17 protein-coding genes are annotated in these 19038 nt (G+C 38.1%); 3 read left to right on the top strand and 14 right to left on the bottom strand.

All coding sequences use genetic code 11. The annotated features are described in order from the left end of the window. Positions 1 to 129: 129 nt before the first annotated feature. Positions 130 to 1503, top strand: coding sequence for an NAD(P)/FAD-dependent oxidoreductase (locus WMO14_RS07335; protein WP_349153586.1), 1374 nt, complete (start codon positions 130 to 132; stop codon positions 1501 to 1503). A gap of 288 nt (positions 1504 to 1791) precedes the next feature. Here the strand turns inward: WMO14_RS07335 and WMO14_RS07330 are convergent, their stop codons facing one another. From WMO14_RS07330 to WMO14_RS07305, 6 genes are all read right to left on the bottom strand, one after another. Further along, entirely contained in the window at positions 1792 to 2718 is a 927-nt protein-coding gene (locus tag WMO14_RS07330) for a NifB/NifX family molybdenum-iron cluster-binding protein (RefSeq protein ID WP_349153585.1), read from the bottom strand. 151 nt (positions 2719 to 2869) lie between these two features. After that, entirely contained in the window at positions 2870 to 4285 is a 1416-nt protein-coding gene (gene hemZ / locus WMO14_RS07325; protein ID WP_349153584.1) for a coproporphyrinogen dehydrogenase HemZ, read from the bottom strand. A 14-nt stretch (positions 4286 to 4299) separates the two neighbouring features. Next, complete coding sequence (locus WMO14_RS07320; protein ID WP_349153583.1) at positions 4300 to 4929, bottom strand: MBL fold metallo-hydrolase; 630 nt, start codon at positions 4927 to 4929, stop codon at positions 4300 to 4302. 87 nt (positions 4930 to 5016) lie between these two features. Beyond that, positions 5017 to 7317: a RelA/SpoT family protein gene (locus WMO14_RS07315; RefSeq protein ID WP_349153582.1), complete on the bottom strand. Its 2301-nt coding sequence runs from the start codon at positions 7315 to 7317 to the stop codon at positions 5017 to 5019. 11 nt (positions 7318 to 7328) lie between these two features. Next, positions 7329 to 8165, bottom strand: a complete 837-nt coding sequence (locus WMO14_RS07310) for a sugar phosphate isomerase/epimerase family protein (RefSeq protein WP_055176085.1) — start codon at positions 8163 to 8165, stop codon at positions 7329 to 7331. Positions 8166 to 8357: 192 nt separating this feature from the next. Then, on the bottom strand, positions 8358 to 10766 hold the full coding sequence (locus WMO14_RS07305; RefSeq protein ID WP_349153581.1) for a glycoside hydrolase family protein: 2409 nt from the start codon (positions 10764 to 10766) through the stop codon (positions 8358 to 8360). Between the two features lie 192 nt (positions 10767 to 10958). On the opposite strand from WMO14_RS07305, the gene nrdG reads away from it, so the two are divergent. Further along, positions 10959 to 11486, top strand: coding sequence for an anaerobic ribonucleoside-triphosphate reductase activating protein (gene nrdG, locus WMO14_RS07300; protein WP_116443869.1), 528 nt, complete (start codon positions 10959 to 10961; stop codon positions 11484 to 11486). A 79-nt stretch (positions 11487 to 11565) separates the two neighbouring features. After that, a complete protein-coding gene (gene dut / locus WMO14_RS07295; protein ID WP_022502263.1) occupies positions 11566 to 12009 on the top strand; it encodes a dUTP diphosphatase in 444 nt (147 codons plus the stop codon). Between the two features lie 157 nt (positions 12010 to 12166). Here the strand turns inward: dut and WMO14_RS07290 are convergent, their stop codons facing one another. The 8 genes from WMO14_RS07290 to WMO14_RS07255 all read right to left on the bottom strand — a co-directional run bounded on the left by WMO14_RS07290 (position 12167) and on the right by WMO14_RS07255 (position 19014). Further along, positions 12167 to 12592 (bottom strand): N-acetyltransferase, encoded by a 426-nt coding sequence (locus WMO14_RS07290; protein ID WP_055306715.1) that lies wholly within the window; start codon positions 12590 to 12592, stop codon positions 12167 to 12169. A 41-nt stretch (positions 12593 to 12633) separates the two neighbouring features. Next, positions 12634 to 12897, bottom strand: a complete 264-nt coding sequence (locus tag WMO14_RS07285) for a hypothetical protein (protein ID WP_172678521.1) — start codon at positions 12895 to 12897, stop codon at positions 12634 to 12636. A 32-nt stretch (positions 12898 to 12929) separates the two neighbouring features. Next, positions 12930 to 14273: an MATE family efflux transporter gene (locus tag WMO14_RS07280; RefSeq protein WP_055306716.1), complete on the bottom strand. Its 1344-nt coding sequence runs from the start codon at positions 14271 to 14273 to the stop codon at positions 12930 to 12932. 127 nt (positions 14274 to 14400) lie between these two features. After that, a complete protein-coding gene (gene rhuM, locus WMO14_RS07275) occupies positions 14401 to 14550 on the bottom strand; it encodes a RhuM family protein (RefSeq protein WP_082437131.1) in 150 nt (49 codons plus the stop codon). A 596-nt stretch (positions 14551 to 15146) separates the two neighbouring features. Beyond that, positions 15147 to 16010 (bottom strand): AraC family transcriptional regulator, encoded by an 864-nt coding sequence (locus tag WMO14_RS07270; protein ID WP_349153580.1) that lies wholly within the window; start codon positions 16008 to 16010, stop codon positions 15147 to 15149. 8 nt (positions 16011 to 16018) lie between these two features. Beyond that, entirely contained in the window at positions 16019 to 17341 is a 1323-nt protein-coding gene (locus tag WMO14_RS07265) for an MATE family efflux transporter (protein ID WP_349153579.1), read from the bottom strand. A 692-nt stretch (positions 17342 to 18033) separates the two neighbouring features. After that, positions 18034 to 18252 carry a hypothetical protein gene (locus WMO14_RS07260; RefSeq protein WP_349153578.1) on the bottom strand — a complete coding sequence of 73 codons (219 nt, stop codon included), beginning with the start codon at positions 18250 to 18252 and terminating at the stop codon, positions 18034 to 18036. A gap of 39 nt (positions 18253 to 18291) precedes the next feature. Continuing rightward, a complete protein-coding gene (locus WMO14_RS07255) occupies positions 18292 to 19014 on the bottom strand; it encodes a transposase (protein WP_349153577.1) in 723 nt (240 codons plus the stop codon). Between the last annotated feature and the right edge of the window lie 24 nt (positions 19015 to 19038).

Below are 19038 nucleotides of genomic sequence, written 5' to 3'. Positions count from 1 at the left end.
CCGCATTAATACATTGTATTTACAACATTTTCAAGATTAATATTCATATCTTAATTGTTTTGCTTGTTAATAATCCTGCTTTTATAATATAATACTTAGGACGATTAACGATTGTGGGGTGAATATTTTATGAAATATGATGTAATAATTATAGGTGCTGGTCCGGGCGGAATATTCTCTGCTTATGAGCTTATGAAGAAAGCTCCTGATCTAAAGGTTGCCGTATTTGAAGAAGGCAATACTTTGGAGAAACGAAAATGTCCAATTGACGGGAAAAATATCAAATCCTGTATCAAATGCCCAACCTGTGCCATTATGAATGGCTTTGGCGGTGCCGGAGCATTTTCTGATGGCAAATACAACATTACTAATGACTTTGGTGGTACTCTTTACGAATATATCGGCAAGGAAGAAGCTATCGGCCTTATGAAATATGTTGATACCATCAATACTTCCCACGGCGGTGAGGATACGCATATGTACTCAACTGCCGGTACCAAATTCAAGACTTTATGTATGCAGAACAAATTAAAGCTTCTTGATGCTTCTGTAAGACATCTTGGAACTGATATTAACTATATTGTCCTTGAAAATATGTACAATGAAATGAAGGAGCATATTGATTTCTACTTTAATACTCCTGTTACTAATATTGAAATAATTGATAATAATTACCGGATATATTACAAAAATACCTATATGGACTGCAACAAATGTATTGTGTCAGTTGGAAGAAGCGGAAGCAAATGGATTGAAAAAGTCTGTCAGGACTTAGATATTCCAACCAAATCAAACCGTGTTGATATCGGCGTAAGAGTTGAGCTTCCTGCTGTTATATTTGCACATCTTACAGATGAATTATACGAAAGTAAGATTGTATACAGGACTGAAAAGTTTGAGGATTTAGTCCGCACCTTCTGTATGAATCCTAACGGTATCGTTGTTAATGAGAATACGAACGGCATTGTAACTGTTAATGGACACAGCTATGAAGGCAGTGATAAACAGACTGAAAATACTAACTTTGCCCTGCTTGTTGCAAAGCACTTTTCTGAACCTTTCAAGGACAGCAACGGATATGGTGAAAGTATTGCACGTCTTTCTAATATGCTTGGAGGCGGTGTAATTGTCCAAAGATTCGGTGACCTTATACGAGGCAGACGAAGCACAGATAAAAGAATTGAAGAAGGACTTGTAAGACCTACTCTTTCTGCTACTCCCGGCGATTTAAGCCTTGTTCTACCTAAGCGTATACTTGATGGAATAATAGAGATGATTTACGCTCTTGATAAGATTGCTCCGGGTACTGCCAATGACGACACTCTTTTATATGGTGTTGAGGTCAAATTCTACAATATGGAAGTTGAGATTGATAACAACCTTGAAACCAAGTACAAAGGTCTTTACATAATCGGTGACGGAAGCGGCGTTACACATTCATTATCACACGCTTCTGCAAGTGGTGTATATGTTGCAAGACGAATAATTGATGAGGAAGAATAATTCCATATTAAAATAATTCTCAATATTTAATATTAAGAATAGGTCAATATATTTTAATAAATAAGCTCTAAACATTTCACAAGTAAAGATTAGAACAATAAACCATTTATATATAATAATATTTGAAGCTGATAAAATCTCCCTGTAACTTATATCTTTCCTAAGCCTTTGCTTCCGGATATAAGTTACAGGGAGATTTATTCTTAATAATCTATCTAGTTCGATGATTAAAATCTACCATAATATCTATTAGTATCTATTTTATTAAGTTAATAATCTACTCAAGTCTTATTTAACTTCTACAAGCTCAATCTTAAAGTTAAGTTCTTTTCCTGCCATCTCGTGGTTAGCATCAAATGTTATGTCATTCTCTGTTAAGGCTGTTACCTTAGCTGGAAATGGCTGTCCATATACATTCTGAAGATATACCATATCATCAACCTTAAGTTCTTCTGAACCTGCAAGCTCGCTGATTGGAACTGTGATAATTGCATCTGGGTCTTTCTCTCCATAAGCTTCTTCTGGCATTAAATGTACATCTATTATATCTCCTACATTCATATCAGCTACAGCCTTATCAAAGCCAAGTATCATCATACCTGCACCACAGGTGAATTCAAGAGGTTCTCCTCTGTCATAAGATGAATCGAACTGTGTTCCATCGTTAAATGTTCCTTTATAGTGTACTCTGCACACCTTGCCCACATTAGCTCCATCAAATAAAGGTGCTCCTCCACCACAACCTGAACAACCGCCACAACCTGATGTTTCATTACTTCCACAGCTGCAGCCTCCTTCATCTGTGTCACTTCCACAACCACAGCCACAGCCACAGCTTTCATTTTCTGTATCAGCAGCTCCACAGTTCTGTTCTTCTTCGTGTGAATGATGACTGCAATTAACACCCTCTGATATTAATTCTCCATTAAGGTATGCCTCTAGTGCTTCATCTGCATAGCCTGATACACCTGAATATACTTCTATGCCTGCTTCGCCTAATGCATTGGCAGCACCACCACCGATACCACCACATATAACAGCATTAATATCAAGACCTGCAAGAAGTCCTGCCATAGCTGAATGTCCAGAGCCTTCACTCTCTATAACTTCTTCTTTAACAATGTTCTGTCCATCTGTTTCATAAATCTTAAATTGTCTTGAATGTCCGAAATGCTCAAAAACATTTCCATTCTCGTAAGCAACTGCTATCTTCATATTATCCTCATTTCTATATTTTCTATAATAAGTGTATATCCTGATTTCAGGACACTATATTCTTTTAAATATAATTTAATTCTATCTATCCTAAGGAAATTATTACCAAATAATAATTCCTTTCAAATTGTTATTTCAATAACTATTATTTCTAGAAATTATTTTCCTCAAAGAATTTCTTCTTTCGATCAATCATTTCATCAATTCTTTGAATATAATTACGAACGTCTTTTACATTTTCTATTCTCTCAATTCTGACTGAATGATTATCATCTGCTTCATTATGAAATACTACCTTGCTGGAAGCTCCTGCACCACAGGCAATTATTGTCTGCTTTTCCTCCATAATAAGAATGTTATATATACATTCAAGTCCCTCAACTGAGTAACCGACATTCTCAAAATTACCTGCCATATTCTTCTGACGATACATATAATAAGGCTCCATTGACAGTCTTTTGGCTGTGTCCTCTGTCATTCTTATTATCTCATCTGTATTATTGGTAGATAACTGCTTATATTTATCTCTCCATATATTAAGTGCCGCCGCTCTCTTTATTGCAAGAGAATGTACTGTAAGGCTCTCAGGCTTCATCGCCTCAATCTCTGATAATGTATGAGCCACCTCATCAACATCTTCACCGACAAGTCCAAGAATAATATCCATATTAATATTATTAAAACCTTCTTCCCTTGCCATAGAATACACATTTTTAATCTGCTCTACAGTGTGCTTTCTTCCTATAAGGTCAAGTGTCTGCTGGTTCATCGTCTGCGGATTAATAGATATTCTTCCAACATTATGTGCCTTTAACACCTTTAACTTATCCCTTGTTATGCTGTCTGGACGTCCTGCTTCAACTGTAAATTCATGACAGCCGTCAATATCAAAAAGCTCCTTTAAAGCCGTTATGAGCCTGTCAAGCTGTGCCGCACCAAGTGTTGTTGGTGTTCCACCGCCAAAATACACTGTATCAAGTCTTCTGCCTTTCATCGTCCTGGCTACAAAGGTCATCTCCTTAATAAGTGCATCAAGGTAATCATCCACATAATTCTTATACGCATCAAGTGCATATGATGAAAATGAGCAGTACAAGCATATACTTGGACAAAATGGTATTCCAATATATAAACTGTAACCATTCTTATAATCTATCTTATTAAGAATGTCCATTTCTTTCTTTGCTACATTTATTGCAAGGCTGGCTTTCTTCTCACTTGCCTTATGCTTATCCATAAAATGCTTCTTTATAGTCTGCTCATCTTCGCCATCTTCAAGCATAACATATGCAATCTTGCTTGGGCGCACTCCTGTAAGATAACCCCAGGGCAGTGTCTTTCCTGTCATCTGGCTGAGCCTGTCATATAAATATGACTTGAATTTATCGTGCATTTCGCTCTTGTTAAGTCCTGTCATATCAGGTACTGTTATATCAATCACTTTATCAGCTTCTGTGGCAACTGTATCCTGCTTATATGCCTTTACCTCCATTCTTGGGTAAAATGAACGCACAAGAACTATTGCATCATCATAAAATGTATCGTTATCAATTTTAATATATATCATACTGTTCATCTTTCCTACGCACCTATATATGGGTTATGAACCCTCTCATATCCTATGCTTGTTCCCTCGCCGTGTCCTGTATACACCTTGGTATCATCTGGAAGTACCATTAACTTGTCCTTAATTGAATGCACAATGTCGCTCATACTTCCGCCTGGGAAATCTGTTCTTCCAACTGACTCACAGAAAAGTGTATCACCTGAGAATAACACGCCGATTGACCCAATATAATAGCACGTTCCGCCCTCTGTATGTCCCGGTGTGTGAATTGCCTTAATATCAAATCCTGCAAGCTTAAGTATATCACCGTCATTGTGCCATACATCAGCCTTCACAGACAGGTTCATTCCATAAGCCTCACCAAGATTAATATGAGGTGTACTTAATGTATTCTTCTCCTCTGCTGAAGCATACACCTTAACATTATACTTATCCCTCACTTCATCTGCTGCCATAATATGGTCAAAATGTCCGTGTGTTAAAAGTATTCCCTTTAACATACAGCCAGACTGCTCTATCATCTCGCTTATCTTTCCAGCATTATCCGCAGGGTCTATAAGCACGCACTCCTTAGTGTCTGTATTACAAAGCAGGTAACAATTCGTTGCTACCATTCCTAATACTCTTACATCTATTTTATACATTATAATCTCCAATCCCTGTGTCAAAAATGCTGTCGTACGAAGCAATATATAAAATATCTTAACTTCGCACGACAGCGGTTATAAATATCAGCCTGTAGCTCTCTCTATATCTGTCACTCCGTCAATCTTTCTTAAATTGTCAATTAATCTGTTAAGCTCTTCCTTACCAGATACAACAAATCCAAGATTGATTGTTGCAAGCTGTTTCTTATTAACACGGCTGTTCATAAATCTTACATCTATATTGGCTTCCGTAAACAGACGTGAAATATCAACAATAAGTCCTTTTCTATTGCCTGCATATATATTAATCTCTGCACTGTACTTCTCATCTTTATTCTCTGTCTGCTCCCACTCAGCTTCAATAAGCCTTGCTCTTTCATTAGCTGGGAAATTAAGAATATTAACACAATCTGTTCTGTGAATTGATATTCCTCTTCCTCTTGTAACAAACCCAACAATCTCATCACCCGGCACTGGATTACAGCACTTAGAGAAACGGACAGCAACATCATGTATTCCTTTTACAACAATACCGCCTTTGCCCTTCTTCTCCTTCTCTTTCTCCTTGCTCTCACTTGCCACAATGCTGTCAAGTACCTGCTTGTCAGTTATCTCAGCCTTCTTGGTCTTCTGATATTCCTCATTAAGCTTATTGACAATCTGACCTTCTTTTAATGCACCATGTCCTACTGCCGCAAGAACAGCATTCCAGTCTTTGTAACCATATTTTCTTAGTGCTTTCTCAACAAACTCAGGCTTATTAATCTCAGAAAGAACAATTCCCTTACTCTTACAGTAATTAGATATAAGTTCCTTGCCCTTTATAATATTGTCTTCTTTAAGCTCCTGCTTAAACCACTGGTTAATCTTGTTACGGGCCTGTGTTGACTTAACCATTGAAAGCCAGTCACGGCTTGGTCCTTTGGAATTCTGTGATGTTATAATCTCAATTCTGTCACCATTCTTAATCTCATAATCAATATTAACAAGCTTGCCATTGACCCTTGCACCAACCATCTTGTTACCTACAGCACTATGTATGCTGTATGCAAAATCTATTGGATTAGAACCTGCTGGAAGTGTCTTAACATCACCTGTAGGAGTGAAACAGTACACTGAATCAGAAAAAAGGTTAAGGTCATTCTTAATTGATGATAAGAACTCCTTGTTATCAGACATATCTCTCTGCCATTCAAGAATCTGTCTTAGCCAGCTAAGCTTAGCTTCCTCACTCTTATCAGATTCTCCTGTCTTGCCTTCTTTATACTTCCAGTGGGCAGCAATACCATATTCAGCAATTCTGTGCATTTCATAAGTTCTTATCTGTACCTCGAATGGCTGTCCGTTAGAAGCAATAAGTGTTGTATGAAGCGACTGGTACATATTAGACTTAGGCATTGCTATATAATCTTTAAAACGTCCCGGTATTGGCTTATACATTTCGTGAATAACACCAAGTGCCGCATAACAATCCTTGACTGTATCAACCTTTATACGAACGGCAAATATATCATATATCTGGTCAAGTGTCTTATTCTGGTTAACCATCTTTCTATATATTGAGAAGAAATGCTTAACTCTTCCGTCTATCTCAGCTTCAATTCCAGCATTGCTAATGTGCATGCCTACTTCTTTGATAATGCTCTTTATAAATGCCTCCCTGCCCGGTCTGTTAATATCAACCTGCTTTACAAGGTCATTATAAGTATCCGGCATAAGATACTTCATTGATAAATCATCAAGCTCTACCTTAATCTTGGATATACCTAACCTATGGGCAATAGGTGCATATATATCCATAGTTTCTCTTGACTTTTCTACCTGCTTGGCTGGTGACTGGTACTGCATTGTACGCATATTATGAAGCCTGTCGGCAAGCTTTATCATAATAACTCGTATATCCTTTGCCATTGCAAGGAACATTTTTCTTAAGTTCTCAGCCTGAACCTCAATCTTATCGTGCTGGTAATTAAGCTGTGTGAGCTTTGTTACACCATCTACCAAAAGTGCTACTTCATCGCCAAATTCCCTAGCAACATCTTCACTTGTCATAACTGTATCTTCCACAACATCGTGCAAAAGACCTGCAATAATAGATTCCTTATCAAGTTCAAGCTCTGCTAATATAATGGCAACACACAGTGGGTGAATAATATATGGCTCTCCAGACTTTCTAAACTGTCCTTCGTGTGCCTCCTTAGCCACTTTATATGCTCTCTCTATATCAGATAAATCTGATGAAGGATGATACTGCCTGATTGTTTCTATAAGCTTATTATAAAGCACTTCAGGACTTGTAAAATCTGCTGGAGTATCAACCGACTTGTCCACCTGACTTGTCTTGATATTGGTATTGCCTGCTAATTCTATATTATTCTCTGGCATATAATCTCTCCCTACACTTCTGAATATAGTTTTTCCATAAATTCTCTTGTTGCTACTGCATTTTCTGGTACAGTATTCTCAAGTGTACAATGAACATATGGCTTATGTTCCTTAATCTTCTTAAGAAGAAGCGGATAATTAAGTCCGCCTGTTCCCGCCGCTATTGACTTAAGCTCATCACCTTCAACTACATAATCTTTGCAGTGGACAACTGCTATATCCTTTAATAATAAATCAAATGCCTGATTAATTATCTCATCCTGCTTATCTATATTACCCACATATAAAAGGTTGACTGGATCAAATATAATCTGAAGATTAGGTGAGTCTATCGCATCAAGAACCTTTCTTGCTCTCTCAACTGTATTAACAATATGCTTCCATACCGGTTCAATCGCAACTATAACGCCGAACTGCTCTGCATATTTAACTATTGGTCTTAAATTATCTATAAAGCACTGTAAAGCTTCCTCTGAATGGTTAGCTGGCTCATACTTGTACTCCTCATTGACAGCACCTGTCTCTGTACCAACTACGCCACAGCCAAGTATACTTGCAAATCTTATATGTGCCTTATATTTCTCAACTATCTCCTTGTGCTTCTCCTCATTAGGATTGCAAAGGTTAAGGTAACAGCCAAGTACTGCTATATCAACCTTATTCTCTGCACATAATTCTTTAATATACATTGCAAGACCTGGTGTCATAGTCTCTACTCCAGGCTTGAACTCCTTAATAGACTTGCTTAATGCTATGTGCATACAATGAAATCCCTGATTATGTATATTAGGAATAAGTTCATTAAGTGGTGCATATGCCACATCGTGTGCTCTTATACCGATTCTCATAATTAACCTCCTTAGGCTGTTACTCTGTGTTATGATTATTTAACCCAAACAGCCATATCAGTATATTCTTTCTGATATGGCTGTCTGTTTCCGGTGTGCTGTGCGACCCAGTAAAATGACATCTTTCATTACTGAAATGCCATCTTATGCCTCTTACACATACATCATAATATTTATTTTAACACATTATTGTCAGAATGTCATATTATTTTCACTAATTGCATTATAATAAGTTGCAAGTGGTATGAAACTCTGTGCAAATCCTTTTCCTGAATTGCCCTGACATATTACCGCATCATCTATAATAGTCTTGACTCCTACTGCTCCCTTAGGCACTTCATTCACAGCACTCCTGAACGTATTAAGTCCATATTCAAGATACTGTTTATTACCTGTAAGCTCATAGGCTATTGCAAGTGCTTCAAGAAGCAGGGTATTATTGCCATTTCTTGCAAGACTTGGAAGCTCCTTATAATAGAACAAACCATTATCCATATAACAGTTCTCTGTCAGGTCATCAACTGCCCTTAATATCATCTGCCTGATATCTTCTCTTGGGAATATTCTGTAATATCTCATAACGCTTCCTACCGCTATTGATATCATAAAGCCTACTCTTATGGCTGTATTATCTGTGTAAGGTGATAACCAGTCGCCATATTCTTCTTCCCACTTCTTAAAATTATCAATTATCCAGTCACATTTTACTAGCCATTTATTATCATTAGTCTCTACATAAAGGGCTGTAAGTGTTCTTAGTGCCCATCCGGTTTCCCTTGCATTGGCTTCACCCGGCACCTGATACATAGGCGTTTCAAGAAGTTTTAATACATTTTCTCCTATTCCAATGGCTGTATCATAACCTCTCTTATCACCTGTAAAATGGTAATAATCAAGCAGACCCTCGACCCACTCGTGAGAGCATACCATAACACCATTCTTACAATGTCCTGCCGTGTGCTCCCACTGTCCGCCAATTCTAAGAGGATTACTGCTGTAATGGCACACATCTATATCCATCCAATGCTTTGCTGACACAATCAGATAATCCATAAATCTTCTGACACCGGTTCTTGCATACATAAGTGCACACGCATGTGGATAATCGTATTCATTATTGCTCCAAACAGGCTTTCCACCGCCACGTCCCTGAACAGTGTAGCCCTGATCTACCGTGTCGCCCCAGTTAAGCATACCATAGCACCTTGAATGTCCGTCTGCTTTTGCCATAAGTGATATCTCAAAATCATCATTATACTTTACAGGGAACACATCAATCATAACCCCTGCCCTCTTAAACACTTCCGGTTCTATATATGGTCTGTCTGGCATCTGGTATATAAGACTTCTGTTGTCTATCTCCCACAGCTTCATAGCAGGACTATGAAAATGTATCATAAACTGCTGTTCTTTTGCCATTCCTGACTGCATAGTAATCTCCCCGACATTCTCTGGAACAAGCATAACAGCCACACCTTCCCTGCACGACTTCACTGCCTTAGGATAATTCTGCTGTGCCTGATGAACCGTAACACTAAAGCCATCTTCACCATCAGTATAATCAGCCATAAATGTTCCATAAAATACCTCTGCAAAATGCTCATTAGCCTCTTTCACAAGATATTTATCATCAATTACCTCATTGACCTCCTCGCCATTCTTACCAATTATAAAGCTTGTCTTATAATTAGAAGTTGCAACAACGGTTCTTATATTATTGACATCAGCCTTCTTTTCAAGCATATCAAGCTCTGTTGTACCCCTTGTCATAAATACAGGACCATCATTATGCGAATTATCTGTACGGATATCACCACAGCCTGTTGAATCGTTACCTGCTGTAATTTTAAGAGGCTTTAACTGCTCTGTAATTACGCTATCTTCTGATTTCTTAATATAAAATACAAGCGACTTTATCTTTAACTCATCATCTGATGTATTGATAATTCTGTATGTAATATTAACCCATGGCTTTCCAGCATAACCAGTGACTTTAATAACTGCCTTAATATTTTTGTTCTCAATATTCCCTGCTGCAATATTACTGCACTCAGCTTCTACGCTTGCAGTAACTGGTCCGGCCTCAACAACCTTCCACTCTCCAATCTTAAGCTTATAAGCATTGCCATCTTTATCCTTAAGATATGGACCTTCAAAATTCTTATCTGTATATACTTTCCTGTAATCATTAAGCTGCCTGAATATTGAACTGCTATTGTTGGCAACCTCATATTCCAGACTACCGCATTTTATTAAAAAGCCATTATTAACCGGTGTTACGCTGACGGTGCCATCTTGCTTAGCACACTCTGATTGTCCGTCTGCTATAAGATTAGCTAACTCCTGTTTAGTAGTTGTCAATACCGCCTTTGCCAACTTATTAGCTGGTAAATCTGCCATAAAATCGACAAAAAGATACTTTATACTGCCGTCATCATACTCTGCCGTAACCTTTGGCTGGATAATACATTTTCTCTTATTCTGAACTATGCTTATATTATCCGTATTATATAGTTCCCCTTTAGCAAATGGAACTGCTATGCTAACACATTCATTAATTCTTGGATATCTGTATAACTTGTCAAAAAATATATCAACCATATAAAGCCTCTTTTCTGTTATGCATTTTACATATGTAGTGTCTGCTATACTATTTCTATTACGTTATGCGTTAAATCTTTAACTATTGTTATTATAATATTAATTGCCACTTCTAACCACTGTTATATTTGTCCAATTTATGATATTATACATATTAATTTACATATAAGGCACATAATCAGGAGGAATATTTTGAACTACGCTGAAATTAAATATAACGACATCGCCAATGGTCCTGGAGTACGTACAAGCATTTTTGTAAGCGGATGTACACACCACTGCAAAGGCTGCTTTAATGAAATTGCGTGGGATTTTAACTATGGTACACCTTTTACTGATGCAACCATATCTGATATAATTAATTCAATGAAGCCAGATTATATTGCTGGTCTTACACTGCTTGGCGGCGAACCATTTGAACCAGCCAATCAAAGGGGACTTATTCCGCTTCTAAAGGCTGTAAAGGAAAACTATCCGGCCAAGGATATATGGTGCTTTACCGGTTACCTTTTTGATGAGGATATTATGGATAAAATGTATGACAAATATCCTGAAACCCGAGAAATGCTTTCATATATTGACGTATGCGTAGATGGCAGATTTGTTGAAGAATTAAAAGATATGATGCTTAAATTCAAGGGTTCATCAAACCAGCGCACAATACTTGTACAGCAGTCCTTAAAAGAAGGCACTGTAATTACTGCTGAAGAATATCAATAATCAGTGGAAAATCTATATAAAAATTTTAGGTATTAGTCAGTCACCTGAATATCAATAATATTAAGGAGAATAATTATCAATGAAACAGACAGTTAAATTTAAAAAGCTTACACCAAATGCAATAGTTCCAACTTATGGCACAGAATTCTCTGCCGGTGCAGACCTCTATTCCGGAATGACTGAACCAGTGATAATCAACGCTGGTACTACAGAATTCATCAAGACAGGGATTGCTATGGAAATCCCAGAAGGCCTTGTTGGTCTTGTATACGCACGAAGCGGTATGGCGTGCAAAAAAGGTCTTGCCCCAGCCAATAAGGTCGGCGTTATTGACTCTGATTACCGCGGCGAGCTTATGGTTGCATTACACAACCATTCACAATCCCCTGTAACCGTTGAACCTGGCGACAGAATTGCACAGCTTGTACTCACACCTTATATTACTGCTGAATTCGTTGAGGCTGAGGAATTAAGTGATACAGTGCGAGGTGATGGAGGATTCGGGTCTACTGGAACTAAATAATATTCAGCATATTACTGTCATTACATACAATAGCAGCTTCTACCGAAGCTGCTATTGTATATTTATATTTATCCTTCTTCATAAGCATACAATTGAATATTTCCCCCAGCGGTCAATAAACCGCATTTCCCATTATCCATTTTATATACTTAAACTTCTATTTCCGCTGCCATGCCATTACATATTCCTTTTCTCCAGTAGCTTCATCTAAACCACTATTCTGAACATCAAATCCTTCTCTTTGATAAAAAGATATTGCTCTTGTATTTTTTTGATATACATTCAAAAGCAATTTACTCCGTTTATCTTTTGCATAATTCAACAAAGCTTTACCTATACCATGCGATTGCATTTCGTCAGAAACAAAAATACCCTCAACATATTCATCGTTTAGACCTATAAAGCCCCATATTCCTTGATTATCTTCATAGACATAGACAGTTGTCTGTAATAATAGTTCTTTCACTAATTCAAAATTATTTTTCCAATATTGCACAGATATAAAATAATGTGCCTTTATATTAGTGTCCAACCATATCTTTGCAACTCTATTTACATCTGCTTTTCGTAATTTTCTAATCACAATGGTAGTTCTCCTACAAATTCCTATTGAACAAAATTTTTTTATTTCTCTTGAAGCATCTTAAAATGCTTCAGCACCTCCACAATTGCTCTCTCACTTATCTTGCAGACACTGTGGTTGCCGGAAGTTCCAGACATCCATCCTCCCTTAAGCATACAAATAAGATTTCGGTGTAATCCTCCGGCACATTTTCTGTCATTTTCAAATGGTAATACTCGTAATGCACCCGATTCTTTTCCATTACAGTAGCCCCATTGTAGCGGACACTCCTGCGTACAGTTAAATACAACACATTTGTCGTTCATACTATAAATTCATCCTTTTAAATTAATTTAGGCTATCGGGATTGCGCCTCTTTATCAGTCGGCCATGATCTCCGAAGAGCCACATAGGATATTAAAAAATTGGCAAACCAACCTGCCGGTACAGCAAGCCAGACAAATACAATGCCAAAACGCGGTGCACAAATCAAAGCAACCGACAAGCGGATTGCCAGATTCACCATATTTGCAATAAGGAACGGACGCATGATTCCAAGACCCCGAAGAACCCCATCGGTTGCCATTTTGATTCCCATAAAGATGAAGAAGTAACCGAGCCATCTCATATAACCCCCGGATACCTGATAAGCCAAAGCAGTTCCATCTTTACCAAGGAATAGCGAGGAAATCTGAGTATGCAATGTTTCAATAACTATAAAAGCAAGAACTGCAAAACATACATCTAACACCAGTGCAGCGTGATATCCTTTTTTGATCCGTTCAATTTTCTTTGCACCAAAATTCTGGGAAACATATGGGGAAACCGCATTGCCAATGGATACAAAAATCAATGAAAAAACATTCTCTACCCTCATCGTCGCCGCATACCCCGCAAGTGCCTGTGTACCGAAAGGATTTACAACAGCCTGTACGATCATCATACCGATAGACACTGTAGACTGCTGAAGAACCGAAGGTACAGCAATTTGAAGCATGGAATATAAATCCTGCCTGTCAAACCAATAAAAGCGACTTTTATATCGACGCATCCGGCTGAGGAACAGAAAAAGTGAAAACACTGCAGAAATACCCTGTGCTATAAGAGTCGCAAGGGCTGCACCAAACACACCGAGACCAAGTCCGGCCACCATCCAAATATCCATAAAAATATTTAAGATTGACGAGAATACCAAGAGTCCCAGTGGGATTTTTGATTCACCAATGGAAGTGAACATGTTGGAAAGAATGTTATACATAAACAGAAATGGAAAGCCCACAAAATAGACCCGCAGATATAACACTGCATCATTCAGTATATCGCCAGGGGTTTGTAATATCCTCATCATCGAGTGGGAAAAGCAAAAGCCAAAAACACCAAGGACTATGCTTAGAATTAAAAAGCTAAACAAGGACGTTGACACGATGGTCTTCATTTTTCCATATTCTCTGGCACCGAAATAGCGACTCACGAGCACACCGGCACCGACACCTGCCCCCAATGCCACACAAATGAAAACATTGGTCAGCGCTGCACAGGCCCCGACAGCTGCAAGTGCAGAGGAGCCAACAAATTGTCCGACGATTATAGAGTCAGCCATATTGTATATTTGCTGAAAAAAACTGCCCAAAATCATTGGCATTGCAAAAACTGTCAACGCTTTAAGAGGCGTATCTGTGATCAAATATTCATCTTTTGACATTATCATATTCCTCCATAGCCTTTATAATTTCACTTATTCTTTCCTTCTCCGGAATTTATTCTATGTAATCAAAATGTAAGTTTTAAATTACGTTGCGAAGCCATTATATGTAGTTACAGCCGCTAAGTCAAGCCAGGGTTCCAAAATCTTTTAACCGCTCATCATCCATATCAAATCCCTTAACTGTATATTCCTCAATTATATGATTTGCCCACTTTCTGAACTGGATAGCTGCTGAAGAACGAACAATGCTAATTTCACGCTTGTTATCTTTCATCTTGTTACCTCAATTTTTAATCGACTAAATTGCTTTATAAAGATTCATATATCTGTCTCTCACATCCGGTATGCTTCTTTAGTAAATTTATCATCGAGATACATATCGGTCAATTTCTTTCTTTTTCTGGTGCCTGCAGTTCAAAAGCAATGTATCCGAAGATTCCACGAAGGTCTATCTCGGCCTGATCTTAAATCTCGATATCATAAATCATAAACTGTAATCCTTGCGGATATCAGCAAAAACAGATTTTGCTGATCTAGTACGACCAGCCTGCATATCCGCATATCCTTTCTCTAGTTCTGCATTCATCTGTGCTTCTGATAATGCACTAATGTCTACAGGACGAGCGGATGGCATTTTCACTTCAAAAATTAAAATTCGCCTCCCGTAAGTCTTACTTTTTCTCTCTTTATATGTGCATTCTTTTGCTGAAAAGGATTACAAATTGGCACTTTAAGAGAAGTCATTTATTTTTAAATTACATTTTACGGAAACTCAAGAAATAATAATAAACGCAGGGAAAAGTTCTATTGCTCTTCTCTGCGTTTGTGTACAAAAGTACGGTTTTCTCATACTGGACCATCGGTTTTGCTTTAGCTGTTTTCATCAGACTTTCTATATTTCAGTGGTGAAACTGTATAGGCTTTTTTGAAACTTCTGATAAAATAGCTTACATTCTGATACCCACTCTGCAAGGCTACCTCCGTAACCGGCATATCGGTATCCTGTAACAGCTGTTTTGCATGCTCCAACCGTAAATATGTAATATATTGCGACAGTGTAATATGAAAATGTTCCTTGAAATACCGTGATATATATTTTTCTGAAAGATGAAACTGTTCTCCAAATTCCTTTAGGGATATCTTCCCTGTAAAGTTCTGCTGTATATATGAAACCATCTCTTTTTCCACAATATTTCTGCCATTTGTATCATTTTCTATTACAAGTCCCTTTTCCCACATTTCAAGAATAAATTGTAAAAGAATTACCTTTGTCTTTATCTGTGCAGCTATTTTTGACTCACTTTCATCCGTTTTTGCCATATATATATCAATCAGCTGCTCACACAGTTCTTTTGCCGTATCTTTTACTCTTGGACATATCATCAGATAACCGCTGTTTAACGGTTCAAGCAATTTATCGTCTAACATGTCATCTGTGAAAAAAGATATATATTTTAACGGAAATAGAAAAGTAAAATAATCCACAGTGCCGGTTTGTGAGCCCATGAGATGCAGACTTCCCGGCGATACCACAAATGCGTCCCCGGCTTTTCCAATATAACTCTCCCCCGATATACTTACCGTCAGAAAGCCACTTTTTACATATATAATTTCAAGTTCATCATGCCAATGTACGGGTATCTGAAATGACCGACCTTTATTCTTTATGTGATAAGTACTAAATGGGTCGTCCTTTGTACCATGTGGTTTATTTTCCTTTAATTCAAAATACATAGCCGCTCCTACAATTCTACAAGACTCTTACTTTTCCATTTTCCGCTTTTCCATCTAAGCACCATCCCAACAGCTCTTGCACACTCATCACCTGCCATTGCAATATATGCGCCTACTGCCTGAAGTCCCATATGTATTCCAAGAAAATACGTTCCGACAACCGCAAACAGATACATAAATATCGCACCCATTATAACCGGAAAAATTGCATCTCCACTCGTTTTTAATGCCTGACCATACACAAGATTTGTCACCCTTCCAAATTCAAGGAATATATCTACTATCAGTAACTTTACTACAAGATTAATCATCTGTGTATCATCCGTAAATATATGCACGATAAAATGTCCGGATAATGCAAACGCCACAGAAAAGCACGTCGCTGTTATGAGACCATATAGCACCGCTTTTCGTGTACCCCTGTCACATTCTTCAAACTCTTTTGCTCCAATTCTCCAGCCAGTCATAATAGCGTTAGCCTGCGCAAGCGCAGCGCCTACACAATACGAGAAATTTGCAATCTGCATCGCATACGAACGTGCTGTAACATTCATTCCGTCCGCATCCATCTGGTTCATAAAACGTACCACAAATGTCATTGCTACATTATAAAGTGCTGTTTCGAATGCAGACGGAAAACCTATTTTAACAATCTGTGCAAGTATTTTTCGTGGCTGTGCACGCTCAGGACTTTGCTTTGCTTTTATAAGTACAGCTCCCATCGCTGCTACAATAATAAGATTCACAACCTTTGAAATAACTGTTGCAACAGCAACTCCCATTACTCCCCAGTGAAACACAAACAGAAATACTGAATTGAGTATAATATTAATGACATTACCAACAACCGTCCCTATTAAGGAATGTTCTGTATATCCAAACACTCTTAAATAACTGGAAAAAATAGGAATCAGTGCATTTAAAAAACTTGCACCTCCAACAATTTTAAGGTATGTTTCAGCAGGTTCAAGCAAAGCCGGGGCAATACTTACTATTTTGAGTATTCTACCAGAAAAAATGGCAAGAATACCAGACATCATGATACCTGTCAATGCATTAAATATAAGTCCAAGCTGTCTGGCCTGATATGCAATTCCAGGTCTTCCCGCCCCGATATTTTGTGACATAACCGCTACCATACCAGATGATATTACCCCGAACATAATGATAAAAACACCGATATATGTATTTGCTGTTCCGACAGCCCCCACAGCCTGGTCACTTACAGATGATAACATAAGTGTATCGACCATACCTGAAAGCATATAAAATAAAGTTTCTAAGCATATTGGCACGGACAGTTGTGCCAATGTTTTTCTTTCACCTTCCATGTTTTCCTCCCTAAATACTAATATAACATATATTATCAATAATATGATATATTTCCACATATTTCTTGTATAATATCATGCAAAAATTGCACTATTTCTACTTCTATTTACGAATGGAGAAAAACACAGTTCTAATTTGCTGTATTTTCTTTCATTTTCCATATGCTGCACCGTGCCAGTGTTTTACTTCTGCAGCAATGTTGAAAACCTGACGGCTTTTTGTTGTTTATATTTATCACAAGATACCATTAAACTTTGTGATTGTATCACTCTGTTATGAAGTGACTTTTGTCAAGAGTTAATTTCAAGAAAATATTTCTTAACTCCAGTCACATTTGTTTTCCTGACAGCATTGGAAAAGAGCCCTAGTTTAACAGTCCCCGGCAGTTGGCCACTCTGTTATACGTGGATTGGTTACCTACAGGCTAATGGTCCGCCGTTGGGTTCTACGATCTAAAAGCGTGGATCACAGTGTTTCATGTGCACACATAGAGTGGACGCAGATAACCCAGACCTTACAGTGACCACAGCTCTTTTCTAATACTGTCAGATTGTTACATTGTGGCAGAAAAAGCTGCACATTGCTTCTTTTTCTGCTTGACTGCCCTTTTATCATAGACAGCTGATTGTCAAGGGCTTAGCCGCCACAGCGGTGCCTGCACCCTTGACTGGCAGATGACTATGATACATCTCTACGCTGCTTTCATTTCGATATTATCTGTCATCATGCCCCATACAAAACATGCCAGTTCTCTTGCTATTGCAGCCACTGCCACATTTCTTTTCTTTCCATGTCGTATGAATTTATAGTATCTGCTCCGCAATCTCGTATTCGCCTTATCAGCATACGCAATTACCTCTGCTGTATTACCATTCTGCCTTGCTCTTAATTCTTTTGATTTGTGCCCCACAGCACCCTTGCAGATTCCGCCAGATGCCTCTATCAGAAGCTATCCCAAATGACTGTTTCCTGCTTTGGTTATTCCAAGGCGGTGTATGCTGTCTGAGCTTGAGTTTTCTCCAGGAGCAAGTCCAAGATACGATGCATACTGGTTCCCTTTTGCAAATCTTTCAAAATCTCCGTTTTCAACAATCAATGACAATGCTGTATGCGTCTTGATTCCAAGAAAACATTTCAGTTTTTTGACTTTGTCGTAATACTTTGTCTGCTCCGCGATTTCCTCGATCCGCTTATCATATCTCTCAATCTTGGCTTCCTGTTCTTCGTATGATGCCATGTATTCGTCAAGTGTTTCTCGATATAGTTCATTTGTGATTTCTAGTTTCTTCAGCCAATTCAGATGTGCCAGAGTCCATTTTGTCCCATCATAGCAAAATCCATGTCTGATGCAGAATGCGTTGATCTGCTGCTTGATTTTCTTTAAGGCAAGTTTATGATCATTTCTCATGCGAAGATATTCTTTTACCGAATCATCAGCCTCAGTCGGAATATAAACAGCATGATAACCACCGTATGACAAACACTGGGCAATCATATATGCATCACGCATATCTGTCTTAATTCTCACACCTTGCGGTGTAAGCATAGTAGTTGGTGCAAGTATCACACATTTGACTCCCGCGGCTGTCAGTTGATTATAGAGCGAGTAGCCCAGACATCCTGCCTCGTATCCACACTGGATATCGTATTCATCGTTTAATCCAAGTTTCATTCTCAAATTTTCAATAAACATCAA

The sequence above is a fragment of the Lachnospira rogosae (ex Hitch et al. 2025) genome, assembly GCF_040096455.1.
Classification (GTDB): domain Bacteria; phylum Bacillota; class Clostridia; order Lachnospirales; family Lachnospiraceae; genus Lachnospira; species Lachnospira rogosae.
Note: the sequence above shows the minus strand (reverse complement) of the source record. Positions and strands in the feature narration are given on the sequence as shown.

Bases quoted from the DNA above. Each gene is read 5' to 3' on its own strand.
- WMO14_RS07320 (WP_349153583.1), bottom strand. From the start codon at position 4,929: ATGTATAAAATAGATGTAAGAGTATTAGGAATGGTAGCAACGAATTGT.
- WMO14_RS07310 (WP_055176085.1), bottom strand. From the start codon at position 8,165: ATGAGAATCGGTATAAGAGCACACGATGTGGCATATGCACCACTTAAT.
- WMO14_RS07265 (WP_349153579.1), bottom strand. From the start codon at position 17,341: ATGGAAGGTGAAAGAAAAACATTGGCACAACTGTCCGTGCCAATATGC.
- WMO14_RS07280 (WP_055306716.1), bottom strand. From the start codon at position 14,273: ATGTCAAAAGATGAATATTTGATCACAGATACGCCTCTTAAAGCGTTG.
- WMO14_RS07255 (WP_349153577.1), bottom strand. From the start codon at position 19,014: ATGAAACTTGGATTAAACGATGAATACGATATCCAGTGTGGATACGAG.
- WMO14_RS07305 (WP_349153581.1), bottom strand. From the start codon at position 10,766: ATGGTTGATATATTTTTTGACAAGTTATACAGATATCCAAGAATTAAT.
- dut (WP_022502263.1), top strand. From the start codon at position 11,566: ATGAAACAGACAGTTAAATTTAAAAAGCTTACACCAAATGCAATAGTT.
- WMO14_RS07315 (WP_349153582.1), bottom strand. From the start codon at position 7,317: ATGCCAGAGAATAATATAGAATTAGCAGGCAATACCAATATCAAGACA.
- WMO14_RS07330 (WP_349153585.1), bottom strand. From the start codon at position 2,718: ATGAAGATAGCAGTTGCTTACGAGAATGGAAATGTTTTTGAGCATTTC.
- hemZ (WP_349153584.1), bottom strand. From the start codon at position 4,285: ATGATATATATTAAAATTGATAACGATACATTTTATGATGATGCAATA.
- WMO14_RS07285 (WP_172678521.1), bottom strand. From the start codon at position 12,897: ATGAACGACAAATGTGTTGTATTTAACTGTACGCAGGAGTGTCCGCTA.
- WMO14_RS07270 (WP_349153580.1), bottom strand. From the start codon at position 16,010: ATGTATTTTGAATTAAAGGAAAATAAACCACATGGTACAAAGGACGAC.
- WMO14_RS07335 (WP_349153586.1), top strand. From the start codon at position 130: ATGAAATATGATGTAATAATTATAGGTGCTGGTCCGGGCGGAATATTC.
- rhuM (WP_082437131.1), bottom strand. From the start codon at position 14,550: ATGAAAGATAACAAGCGTGAAATTAGCATTGTTCGTTCTTCAGCAGCT.